The sequence below is a fragment of the Xanthobacter flavus genome (genome assembly GCF_017875275.1).
In the GTDB taxonomy this organism is placed as follows: Bacteria; Pseudomonadota; Alphaproteobacteria; order Rhizobiales; family Xanthobacteraceae; genus Xanthobacter; species Xanthobacter flavus_A.
Genome location: NZ_JAGGML010000001.1, coordinates 4318017 through 4329497 on the forward strand (window position 1 = coordinate 4318017; position 11481 = coordinate 4329497).

The window sequence follows — 11481 nt, forward strand, 5'->3', positions numbered from 1 at the left end:
CCTCAGTCCTCGTCGTCTTCTTCCTCGTCCTCTTCCTCGAAATCGGCGATCTCGAGCTTCTCCACCGCGACGGCGGGCAGGGTTTCCTTGCGGAACTCGCTCACGTCCTCGGCGAACCACACCACCGAGATCTCCGTCTCGGAGGCGGTGACGACGGTGAGGGCGGGGCTGCCGGACTTGAGCTGGACGATATCTCCGGGGGCGAACGCCATGGCTGTGTCTCCGGGCCGGCCGCGAAGGGGCCGACGCACCGGCAAGCCTTAGTGCTCCTTTATGACGGGCCGATCACGGCCACTTCACCACCGGCGGCATGGAGGAGAGGATCGAATCCACATTGCCGCCCGTCCTGAGCCCGAAGATCGTCCCCCGGTCATAGAGCAGGTTGAATTCCACATAGCGCCCGCGGCGCACCAACTGCTCCTCGCGGTCCTCCTGCGTCCACGGCGTCGCCATGTTGGCACGCACGAGGCGGGGGTAGATGTCGAGGAAGGCAAGGCCGACCTCGCGGGTGAAGGCGAAATCATCCTCCCATCGGCCTTTGCCGGCTGCCGCCGAGTCCAGATAGTCGTAGAAGATGCCGCCGATGCCGCGCATCTCGTTGCGGTGCTTCAGGAAGAAATACTCGTCACACCACGCCTTGTAGCGCGGATAGTCCGCCACCGGATGGGCGGCGCAGGACGCTTCGAAGGCGCGGTGGAAGGCGAGTGTGTCTTCGTCCTCCTGGGTGCGCCGGCGCGACAGCACAGGCGTCAGGTCCGCTCCGCCGCCGAACCACGCCTTGGTGGTGACGACGAAGCGCGTGTTCATGTGGACGGCGGGCACATGCGGATTGGCCATGTGCGCGATGAGCGAGATGCCCGACGCCCAGAAGCGCGGGTCCTCGGCGGCGCCGGGAATCTGGCTGCGAAACTCGGGCGCGAACTCGCCGAACACGGTGGAGGTATGGACGCCCACCTTTTCGAACAGGCGCCCGCGCATGAGCGCCATGGTGCCGCCGCCGCCCGGCGCGCCGGTATGGTCCGTGCGCGTCCACGGCGTGCGGACGAAGCGGGACGGGGAGGGGCCATAGAGCGCCGGATCGGCCTCGTCCTCCAGCGCCTCGAAGGCCGCGATGATGCGGCCCTGCAAGTCCTCGAACCACGCGCGGGCCTGCGCGCGGCGCGCGTCCAGCACGGCATCTGCGGTTGCCGGGGCGGGGGCGGAAGCAGGGGGCTTGGGGTTTTCCATGAGCGTTCCGCCTTCGCTGGTCTTCTGGCTGGCGCGCTTCTATCGCCTCCCTGCGGCGGAAGAAAGCTCAGCCGGGCAGGCCGCCCGTCTGCCGCAGCGCCTCGGCGAGGACGATGCCGGCGCTGACCGCCACATTGAGCGAGCGCACGCCCGGCCGCATGGGAATGCGCACCCGAGCATCCGCCGCTCCGTGAACCTCCGGCGGCACACCGGCGGATTCGCGGCCGAACAGGATCACATCGTCGGGCTGGAAGGAGAAGCCGAACAGCGGTTCGGCGCCGGCGGTCGTGAGGAGCACAAGCCGGCTGCCTTCCGCGCGGCGCTCCGCATCGAAGGCGGCGAACGAGGCGTGCCGTCGCCAGACCACCTGATCGATATAGTCCATGCCGGCGCGGCGGAAGCCGGCGTCTCCCACGGGGAAGCCCGCCGGCTCGATAATGTGCACTTCCGCCCCCAGGCAGGCGCCGGTGCGCAGGATGGCACCGGCATTCTGCGCGATGTCCGGGCAATAGAGGGCGATGCGCAGGGTCAAGGGAAGGCTCCGGCGGGGACGCCGCCGGAGCGGGTCGTCAGGTCAGTTGCTGCATGTCATCTTGGACCAGGTGACATCAAGCGGCATCAGCGTGATGGTCAGCTGGGTGGGGTTGGCGAGGCCAATGTTGCTGCTGTTCTCGCACACGTCGTCATAGGCAAAGGCATAGGCGCCGCCACGGATCGAATTGGCGTGCATGGTGCTGGCGTAGAGGTTCACCGGCGTCTGCGTATAGGCGTTCTTCACCGGGCAGGCTGAAATATCCTTGTTCGTCAGGAAGATCGAACGCAGAAGTGCGGCCTGGATGTAACGCTGGAGGTCGCCCACGGGGGCCCCGCCGGCGCTCACGACCGGGGCGCCATTCTGCCAAGCATACAGCGTGCTCGGCTTGCCGAAAACCGCTGTCTGCCCCGAGGCGGGCTTGAGCTGCAACTGATTGTTGACAACGGTGCCAGTGTAAGTCGTGTTCCCGCTCTTGAGCGTGAAGCTTTTTCCAGGCTGGGCAAAATTCGTCCAAACCCGATTTATATAGTTATCGAGAAATGTGTTCGGGAAATAATTCGGATCACTGGACGGGAGGATCATAGCCTTTTCGGGGATCAGCACGCGAAGCGCGCGCTTCTTGCTGTCCCGGACGATGAGCTTGTTCCACGGGGCTGCTGAGAGGCTGGCAAGGATTGTCGGGCCCGACGTGGCGTTGTTGAAGCCGGAGGTCAGGTTCTGGCTGGCGCTTTTCAGGTTCAGCTGCATGGGGATGCCGAGCGTATCCACCTGCGTGATGTCGACGTCGAAAGGCGGCGATGCCGCGTTATTGTAGTTGAATTCGGCGAAGTCCAGAACAGTGCTGTAGTTCTTGTCGGATGGCGACCACGGCGCCGGAGTGTTGGGTGCGTAGATCTGGTCTCCGTTCAGGCTGACCGTGATGTAGGCCGGCTGGCAGAACGAGACGTAGACCCGGGCCGAAACGACTTGCTGGACATTGAAGGTAATGGAGCTGCCCGTGGTGTTGAAGCCGTAGTCGGTCGGCGTCGGGTTGGCGCTCGAGAAGGTCTTCTTGTTTCCGGCGGCATCAAAATAGACGAAGGATTTCCCGTTCAGTTCCTGTCCATATACCGTAACGAACATCTTCCCGTTGATGCCGGTCTTGTTCACGATCGTCACCGGGACGGTTTGGGCATAAGCAGTCCCCGCCGCGCCGATGCCGGCCACTGCCGCAAGGCAGGCCAGAATGCGTCTTGCCATGTGTTCTCCCCCGAGTCTGATTGGCGTGCGGCAAACCGGCTCATGCGGTCCGGCGCGGGTTGGGCCGACGCGGGCAGGACGAGGCTAGGCATGCCTTAGGAAAGCAAAGCCAAGCTAACGCTTGGTCTGGGCTCGTGCAATGCTTGATCTTGGCCTTAAGCCGGGTCGGAGCGTGCCGTCACAGCCTTCCGGAGCGTCGCCGCCCGACCTCACGTAGCGACACGCATCTGTCGCAGTGCAGGACCGCGTGCCGCATCGCCATGATCTGGACAAGATGGGGCTAGGGTGCAATTAGAGGCGCTTGAAATTGGCGGCTCGCATGTCCATGCGGCCGCGCTGGTGCGTGCGGCCTGTAGCCGGCGGTTTTGCTGGCGGCTGAGGGACGTGCGTCGGGACGACAACATTATCGGGGACTGCGCCGTGGCACATACGGAGACGTCGGACACGACGACGCGTCGGGACTTCCTCTACATCGCAACCGGCGCCGTGGGCGCTGTCGGCGCCGCAGCCATGGCGTGGCCCTTCATCTCCCAGCTGCAGCCCGATGCGTCCGTGCTCGCGCTGTCCACCACCGAGGTGGACCTGTCCCCCATCGCCGAAGGCCAGATCGTCACGGTGCAGTGGCGCGGCAAGCCCATCTTCATCTCCCATCGCACCCCGGAGGAGATCAAGTCGGCGGTGGATACCCCCCTTTCCGCGCTGCCCGACCCGCAGCCCGATTCGGCCCGCGTGAAGGCCGGCAAGGAGCAGTGGCTGGTTGTGATCGGCATCTGCACGCACCTCGGTTGCGTGCCGCTCGGCCATCAGGGCCAGTACAACGGCTGGTTCTGCCCCTGCCACGGCTCGGTGTACGACACGTCCGGCCGCATCCGGCAGGGACCGGCGCCGCTCAATCTCGAATTGCCGCCCTACGCCTTCACCACCGACACAAAGATCGTGATCGGCTGACGCGCGCATCGTCGCCGCTTTCAAAAAGGTTGGACTCATGGAAGGACATTCCACCTACCAGCCCAAGGGGAAGGTCGCGCAGTGGTTCGAGAGCCGCTTGCCGATCGTCGGGCTGATCCATTCCTCGGCCATCGCCTATCCGGTGCCGAAGAATCTGAATTACATGTGGACCTTCGGCGCGATCCTGAGCTTCATGCTCGTGTGCCAGATCGTGTCCGGCATCGTGCTGGCCATGCATTACGTGGCCTACGCGCCGATCTCGTTCGCCCGCGTCGAGCACATCATGCGCGACGTGAACTATGGCTGGCTGATCCGCTACATCCACGCCAACGGCGCCTCGATGTTCTTCATCGCGGTCTATATCCACATCTTCCGCGGCATGTACTACGGGTCCTACAAGGCCCCCCGCGAAGTGCTCTGGATCCTCGGCGTCATCATCTACCTGCTCATGATGGCGACCGCCTTCATGGGCTACGTGCTCCCCTGGGGGCAGATGTCGTTCTGGGGCGCCACCGTCATCACCAACCTGTTCTCGGCGGTTCCCTGGGTCGGCACCACCATCGTGGAGTGGCTGTGGGGCGGCTATTCGGTCGGTGATCCCACGCTGAACCGCTTCTTCTCGCTGCACTACCTGCTGCCGTTCATGATCGCCGGCGTGGTCGGGCTCCACATCTGGGCGCTCCACCACGTGGGCCAGAACAACCCGGACGGCGTGGACATCAAGAGCGTGTCGAAGGACACCGTGCCCTTCACCCCCTACGCGACGATCAAGGACACCTTCGCCATGGTGGTGTTCCTGATCTTCTTCTCCTGGTTCATCTTCTACATCCCGAACTATCTCGGCCACTCGGACAACTACATCCCGGCCAACCCGCTCTCCACGCCGGCGCACATCGTGCCCGAATGGTACTTCCTGCCGTTCTACGCGATCCTGCGCTCCATCCCGGACAAGCTCGGCGGCGTGCTCGCCATGTTTGCGGCGATCGCGGTGCTGGCCTTCCTGCCGTGGCTCGACACCTCCAAGGTGCGCTCGGCCAAGTACCGTCCGCTGTACCGCCAGTTCTTCTGGGTGTTCGCGGTGGTTGCTGTCCTCCTCGGCTACATGGGCTCCCAGCCCGCCGAGGGCGGCGCGCTCATCGTCTCGCGCATCCTGACGGCCTACTACTTCATCCACTTCCTCGTGATCCTGCCGCTGCTCGGCCTGTTCGAGCGCCCCAAGCCCGTGCCGGCCTCCATCGCGGATGCCGTGCTCGCGAAGTCGAAGGGCGGAGCGGTGGTGGTCGCCGGGGCGGCCGGTCCTGAGACCAAGTGATCGGCGCGGAGAGACCAGCAATGACCATTCGTAGCTCTCTCTTCGGTGCCGTCGCGGCGGCACTGCTCCTGACAGTGGGCGCCTCCGGCGCGCAGGCCGCGGAAGGCGCATCGCCGCGTCCGCATCGCATGTCGTGGTCCTTCGCCGGGCCGTTCGGCATGTACGATCCCGCGCAGCTTCAGCGCGGCTTCAAGGTGTTTAAGGAAGTCTGTGCCGCGTGCCACTCGGCCAACTACCTGTACTTCCGCAACCTCGCCCAGCCCGGCGGCCCCGGCTTCACCGAGGCGCAGGCGAAGCAGGTGGCGAGCGAGTATCAGATCACCGACGGCCCCAACGATTCTGGCGACATGTTCCAGCGTCCCGGCCGCCTGTCCGATCACTGGCCCGCGCCGTTCCCCAACGACAACGCCGCCCGCGCCGCCAATGGCGGTGCGCTGCCGCCGGACTTCTCGGTGCTGGCCAAGGCCCGCTCCTATCACGTCGGCTTCCCCGGCTTCATCACCGACGCCTTCATCCAGTACCAGGAGCATGGCGTGGACTACATCCACGCGCTGCTCACCGGCTACGTGGATGCGCCGGCGGATGCCCATGTGCAGCCGGGCCTGCACTACAACACCTATTTCCCCGGCCACCAGATCGCCATGCCGAAGCCGCTCAGCGACGGCCAGGTCGACTACACGGACGGCTCGCCCCAGACGGTCGACCAATATTCGCAGGACGTGTCGGCCTTCATGATGTGGGTGGCCGAGCCGCACCTCGACCAGCGCAAGCGCATCGGCTTCCAGGTCATGATCTTCCTGATCGTGCTCGGCGGCCTGCTCTATTTCACCAAGAAGAAGGTCTGGTCGAACGTCGCGCACTGACCGGGCGCGACGACACGATCCTGATCGAGCGATCAAGGGCCCCGCGAGGGGCCCTTTTTCGTGCTGACCACAGACTGGATCACGAGTTCGCGGCGTCGGCCCTTTCCGTTGTTTCGCAGCTTTCCCCGCCGCCGCCGCGGCCTTAGCTTCTCCGCCAAACCGGAGCCTGTCATGACCCCTGCCGATTTCGCCGCGTCCATCCGCACCATCGAGAATTATCCCAAGCCAGGCATCCTGTTCCGCGACATCACCACCCTGCTCGGTGATGCCCGCGCCTTCCGCCGGGCGGTGGACGAACTGGTCCAGCCCTGGGCCGGCGCGAAGATCGACAAGGTGGCCGGTATCGAGGCCCGCGGCTTCATCCTCGGCGGGGCGGTGGCACATCAGCTCTCGGCCGGCTTCGTACCCATCCGCAAGAAGGGCAAGCTGCCCCATCAGACCGTGCGCATGGCCTACGCCCTCGAATATGGCGAGGACGAGATCGAGATGCATGTGGATGCCATCACGCCCGGCCAGCGGGTGCTTCTGGTGGACGATCTGATCGCCACCGGAGGCACCGCCACCGGGGCCGTGAAGCTGCTGCAGCAGTGCGGCGCGGTGGTCGAGGCGGCCTGCTTCATCGTCGATCTGCCGGACCTGGGCGGCGCGGAGAAGCTGCGCGGCCTCGGCGTCGCCGTGCGCACGCTGGTGGCTTTCGAGGGGCACTGATCCGCCCCGGCGGCGGGCTCAGATCAGCCGCAGGCCCTTGAGGCTCGCGTGGCCGTCCTTGCCGACGATGATGTGGTCATGCACCTCGATGCCGAGGGGCTTGGCCACGTCGATGATGCGGCGGGTCATGTCGATGTCGGCGCGCGAGGGGGTGGGGTCCCCAGACGGGTGGTTGTGGCAGAGGATGAGCGCCGAGGCCGAGACCTCCAGCGCCCGCTTCACCACCTCACGGGGATAGACCGGAGCGTGGTCCACGGTGCCGGTCTGCAACACCTCGTCGGCGATCAGCTGGTTGCGCTTGTCGAGGAACAGCACCCGCACCTGCTCGCGGTCGGCATAGGCCATGGCGGTGCGGCAATAGTCGATCACCGCACTCCAGGACGAGAGCGCTGGCCGGCGCTTCACCTGGCCCTTGGCGAGGCGCTGGGCCGCCGCCTCCACCACCTTCAGCTCGGTGATGATGGCATCCTTCACGCCGGGCACCTCGCCCAGCAGATGCACCGGCGCGGCCACCACTTCGGCGAACGAGCCGAAGCGGTCGACGAGGGCCTTCGCGAGGGGCTTCACGTCCCGGCGCGGCACGGCGCGGAACAGCACCAGCTCCAGCAGTTCGTAATCCGCCAGCGCCAGCGCCCCGGCCGAGCGGAAGCGCGCGCGAAGCCGGTCGCGATGCCCATGGAAGTGGGGCGCCTCGTTCAGGCCGTCTTCCGGCGCTTCGGCCATCCGGCTCCCTCAGGCGGTGACGTAAGGCGGCTTGTGATAGCCCTTCGGGCTCAGGGTGAAGATCTCGACGCCGGTCTCCGTCACGCCCACCGCGTGCTCGAACTGGGCGGAGAGCGAACGGTCCCGCGTCACCGCGGTCCAGCCGTCGGAGAGCACCTTCACGTGCGGGCGGCCGAGGTTGATCATCGGCTCCACGGTGAAGATCATGCCGGGCACCAGCTTCGGCCCCTCGCCGCGGCGGCCCACATGCACGATGTTGGGCTCGTCGTGGAACACCTGGCCCACACCGTGGCCGCAGAAGTCGCGCACCACGCTCATGTGCTGCGGTTCCACGAACTCCTGGATGGCGGCGCCGATGTCGCCCACATGGGCGCCGGGACGGATGGCGCGTATGCCACGCATCATCGCCTCATAGGTCACGTCCAGCAGCCGCTCAGCCCGGCGCGGGATGGCCCCCACTGCAAACATGCGGCTCGAATCGCCGTACCAGCCGTCGAGCACGAGGGTCACGTCCACGTTCACGATGTCGCCGTCGCGCAGCGGGCGGGCGTTCGGCATGCCGTGGCACACCACGTGATTGACCGAGGTGCAGACCGAATAACGGTAGCCACGGTACATCAGCGTTGCGGGATAGGCGCCATGGTCCATGGCGAAGTCGAAGATGAGCTGGTCGATGGCGCTGGTCGTCACGCCGGGCCCGATCATTTCCGATACGGCATCGAGCGCCTGAGCGGTCAGCGCGCCGGCCCGGCGCATGCCCTCGAAGCCTTGCGGCCCATAGAGCTTGATATGGCCGGTCTTGCGCAGCGGCGCATTCGCCGCCTCAACATAATTCATGACGCTGCCTTCGCGGACGGCGCGCGGAGCCGTCCCGTTCCTTAGGATACAGACTACACAATTAGTCCTTGCCGGCGTCAAAGCAAGCTCGGCCGTTGCGGCGGCCCTTTGGGCGCATGCATTTCGGCGGGTTTGCAGCGATTTCACGCGGCCGGGGGGAGCCCTTAAGATCGCGCGGTTCGAATCGCGAAGAGCACCATGTCCATTCGCCGCCTGCCGCCCATCCTTATCGACCGCATCGCCGCCGGCGAGGTGGTGGAGCGGCCGGCTGCGGTGGTGAAGGAACTGGTGGAGAACGCACTCGATGCCGGGGCGCGCAGCATCGAGGTGGTGATCCAGGGCGGCGGGCGGCGCCTCGTGCGCATCACCGACGACGGGTCGGGCATGGGGCCGGACGATCTCGCTCTGTGCGTGGAGCGCCACGCCACCTCCAAGCTCTCCGGCGAGGACCTTCTGGCCATCGCCACCCTCGGCTTCCGGGGCGAGGCGCTGCCCTCCATCGGCGCGGTGGCGCATCTTTCCATCGCCAGCCGCCCGCCGGGCGCTGACCACGCCTTCGAGGTGCGGGTGGATGGCGGGGTGGTCACGCCGCCCCGGCCGACGGCGCTGGGGGGCGGAACGCGGGTGGAGGTGCGCGACCTGTTCTACGCCACGCCGGCCCGTCTCAAGTTCCTGAAATCCGATCGCGCGGAAGCTGCTGCTGCGGCGGACGTGGTGCGGCGCCTCGCGCTGGCCCGACCCGACGTGGCCTTCACCCTCGCCACCGACGAGCGCGCGCCGGTGACCTTCCCGGCTCGCCCTGACGACGAGGCCGGCCGGGCGCAACGGCTCGCCGACGTGCTCGGTGCCGACGCCGGTCGCAATGTGATCGCCGTGTCCGGCCTGCGGGAGGGCGTGCGGCTCGATGGCCTCGCCGGCCTGCCGACCTTCTCCAAGGCCAATTCGCTGAGCCAGTACCTGTTCGTGAACGGTCGCCCGGTGCGCGACAAGCTGCTGATGGGCGCGGTGCGCGCGGCCTATGCGGACCTGCTGCCGTCCGATCGCTACCCGGTTCTGGCCCTGTTCTTCACCCTCGATCCGCGCGATGTGGACGTGAACGTCCATCCCGCCAAGACCGAGGTGCGGTTCCGCGATGGCGGCAACGTGCGGGCGCTCATCGTGCGCACCCTCTCCGATGCGCTCGCCGCCCGCATCCCCTCCACCGCCGCAAACATGGCGGACCGTCTCGTGGCGCTGGCCCAGGCGCCAAGCCTGCCGCCCCGCGCTGCCTCCGGTCTCGCCGAACCCGAGCGCGGCGGCGCCTTCGCCGGCTTCCGGCCGGCGCCACGGCTCGATTACGACTGGCGCCAGTCGCCGGCCCGGCCCGAGGCTTTCCGCTCCAGTGAAGAGCAGGTGCGCCTCGAGATCGCTGAGCCGTCGGCCGATGCGCGGGCCGATGCCGCGCCCGTCTCGGCCGTCGATCTCGACCGGCCGCTGGGGGCGGCCCGCGCGCAATTGCACGAGACCTATATCGTTGCCCAGACCCGCGAGGGGCTGGTCCTCATCGACCAGCATGCCGCCCATGAGCGCCTCGTCTACGAGAAGCTCAAGGCGGCCATGGAGCGCGATGGCGTAGCGCGGCAGGGGCTGCTGATCCCGGCCGTGGTGGACCTCGACCCCGCCGACGCCGACCGCCTCACCGAGCGGGCCGCCGACCTTGCGGCGCTGGGCCTGGTGCTGGAGCCGTTCGGCCCCGGTGCGGTGCTGGTGCGGGAGGTGCCGGCTGTGCTGAAGGATGCGGACGTGACCCGCCTCGTCACCGACCTCGCCGAGCACGCGGCCGAATGGGACGATGCCTTGCCGCTGGAGCGGCGCCTGCTGCATGTGGCCGCCACCATGGCCTGCCACGGCTCGGTGCGGGCGGGGCGGCGGCTTCGGGTGGAGGAGATGAACGCGCTGCTGCGGGAGATGGAGCAGACGCCCAATGCCGGCGAGTGCAACCACGGCCGGCCGACCTTCGTCACGCTTTCGCTGAAGGACGTGGAGAAGCTGTTCGCGCGCCGCTAGGGAGCCGCCGTCATCCCCCGGATGGTCCGGGGGCTCCACTATCCGATGGTCCTGCTCTGACAGGATGCACGCCGGACCAGGCCCAAGCGTGGATCGCCCGCACAAGGCGGGCGATGACGGCCATCAGGAAGGGCAGGGCAGAAACCCGCCCGCCTCAGGCCTTCTTCAGGAGCTTCTGCAGGTCGCGCCGGATCAGTTCGTTGCCGGCAACGATGTGGCCGTTGTCCAGCATCTTGTCGCCGTCGTCCATGTCGGAGACATAGCCGCCCGCCTCGCGCACCATGATGATGCCGGCCGCCATGTCCCACGGCGACAGGTTGCGCTCCCAGAAGGCGTCGAAGCGGCCGGCGGCGGTCCAGGCGAGGTCGATGGTGGCGGAGCCGGTGCGGCGGAGGCCCGAAACCTGCGGCTGTACCAGCTCGAGCTCGCGGTTGAACTGGTCATGGTTGCCGCGGCCCATGTGGGGCAGGCCGCAGCACACGACGCAATCGGCAAGCTTGCGCCGCGCAGCGACGCGGATGCGCCGCTCGTTGAGATAGGCGCCCTGGCCGCTCTCGGCCACGTAAAGCTCGTCGCTGACGGGATTGTAGATGACGCCCGCCACCGGCACGCCGTTACGCACCAGCGCCAGCGAGATGGAGAAGATCGGGATGCCGTGCAGGAAGTTGGTGGTGCCGTCGAGGGGATCGACCACCCAGGTGTTGGCCGGGTCCGTGCCCTCCACCGCGCCGCGCTCTTCCATCAGGAAGCCGTAGTTGGGACGGGCGCGGGAGAGTTCGGCGAAGATGGTGTCCTCGGCCTTGCGGTCGGCGGCAGAAACGAAATCGCCGGGACCCTTCATGGAGACCTGAAGCTGCTCCACCTCGCCGAAATCGCGGGCGAGCGTGCGCCCGGCCTTGCGGACGGCCTGGACCATGACGGTGATGAGGGGCGAGCGGATCATGAAAAACCTGACGTGAGGCCGAAAGCCGGCGCGCCCGTCGCCGGGGCAGCGGGCAGGGAAGAGGGGTTGGACCTGCGTTTGCCCGCCTTGGCTCCCCTCG

At 67.0% G+C, this 11481-nt stretch carries 12 protein-coding genes; 5 read left to right on the plus strand and 7 right to left on the minus strand.

Going from position 1 to position 11481, the window contains the following annotated elements; genetic code table 11:
* Positions 1–2: 2 nt before the first annotated feature.
* The 4 genes from J2126_RS20355 to J2126_RS20370 all read right to left on the minus strand — a co-directional run bounded on the left by J2126_RS20355 (position 3) and on the right by J2126_RS20370 (position 3001).
* Positions 3–212 (minus strand): YodC family protein, encoded by a 210-nt coding sequence (locus J2126_RS20355; protein ID WP_209488656.1) that lies wholly within the window; start codon positions 210–212, stop codon positions 3–5.
* 73 nt (positions 213–285) lie between these two features.
* Positions 286–1227 (minus strand): oxygen-dependent coproporphyrinogen oxidase, encoded by a 942-nt coding sequence (gene hemF, locus J2126_RS20360; RefSeq protein WP_209488657.1) that lies wholly within the window; start codon positions 1225–1227, stop codon positions 286–288.
* A gap of 67 nt (positions 1228–1294) precedes the next feature.
* A complete protein-coding gene (locus tag J2126_RS20365) occupies positions 1295–1759 on the minus strand; it encodes a tRNA (cytidine(34)-2'-O)-methyltransferase (RefSeq protein ID WP_245327498.1) in 465 nt (154 codons plus the stop codon).
* Positions 1760–1801: 42 nt separating this feature from the next.
* Complete coding sequence (locus tag J2126_RS20370; RefSeq protein WP_209488658.1) at positions 1802–3001, minus strand: beta-1,3-glucanase family protein; 1200 nt, start codon at positions 2999–3001, stop codon at positions 1802–1804.
* A gap of 420 nt (positions 3002–3421) precedes the next feature.
* Between J2126_RS20370 and petA the strand changes: the two genes are divergently transcribed.
* The 4 genes from petA (at position 3422) to J2126_RS20390 (ending at position 6832) form a co-directional block, all read left to right on the plus strand.
* Positions 3422–3949, plus strand: coding sequence for a ubiquinol-cytochrome c reductase iron-sulfur subunit (gene petA / locus J2126_RS20375; RefSeq protein WP_209488659.1), 528 nt, complete (start codon positions 3422–3424; stop codon positions 3947–3949).
* A gap of 37 nt (positions 3950–3986) precedes the next feature.
* Positions 3987–5261, plus strand: a complete 1275-nt coding sequence (locus J2126_RS20380) for a cytochrome b (RefSeq protein ID WP_209488660.1) — start codon at positions 3987–3989, stop codon at positions 5259–5261.
* Positions 5262–5281: 20 nt separating this feature from the next.
* Positions 5282–6124, plus strand: coding sequence for a cytochrome c1 (locus J2126_RS20385; RefSeq protein ID WP_209488661.1), 843 nt, complete (start codon positions 5282–5284; stop codon positions 6122–6124).
* 171 nt (positions 6125–6295) lie between these two features.
* Positions 6296–6832, plus strand: a complete 537-nt coding sequence (locus J2126_RS20390; protein WP_209488662.1) for an adenine phosphoribosyltransferase — start codon at positions 6296–6298, stop codon at positions 6830–6832.
* Positions 6833–6850: 18 nt separating this feature from the next.
* Here J2126_RS20390 and radC read toward each other — a convergent pair whose 3' ends face one another.
* Positions 6851–7555, minus strand: a complete 705-nt coding sequence (gene radC / locus J2126_RS20395) for a RadC family protein (protein WP_209488663.1) — start codon at positions 7553–7555, stop codon at positions 6851–6853.
* Between the two features lie 9 nt (positions 7556–7564).
* Positions 7565–8392, minus strand: a complete 828-nt coding sequence (map, locus tag J2126_RS20400; RefSeq protein ID WP_209488664.1) for a type I methionyl aminopeptidase — start codon at positions 8390–8392, stop codon at positions 7565–7567.
* A 198-nt stretch (positions 8393–8590) separates the two neighbouring features.
* Here map and mutL point away from each other — a divergent pair, with 198 nt between their 5' ends.
* On the plus strand, positions 8591–10438 hold the full coding sequence (gene mutL / locus J2126_RS20405) for a DNA mismatch repair endonuclease MutL (RefSeq protein WP_209488665.1): 1848 nt from the start codon (positions 8591–8593) through the stop codon (positions 10436–10438).
* Positions 10439–10592: 154 nt separating this feature from the next.
* On the opposite strand, the gene J2126_RS20410 is transcribed toward mutL, so the two are convergent.
* Positions 10593–11381 carry an inositol monophosphatase family protein gene (locus J2126_RS20410; RefSeq protein WP_209488666.1) on the minus strand — a complete coding sequence of 263 codons (789 nt, stop codon included), beginning with the start codon at positions 11379–11381 and terminating at the stop codon, positions 10593–10595.
* Between the last annotated feature and the right edge of the window lie 100 nt (positions 11382–11481).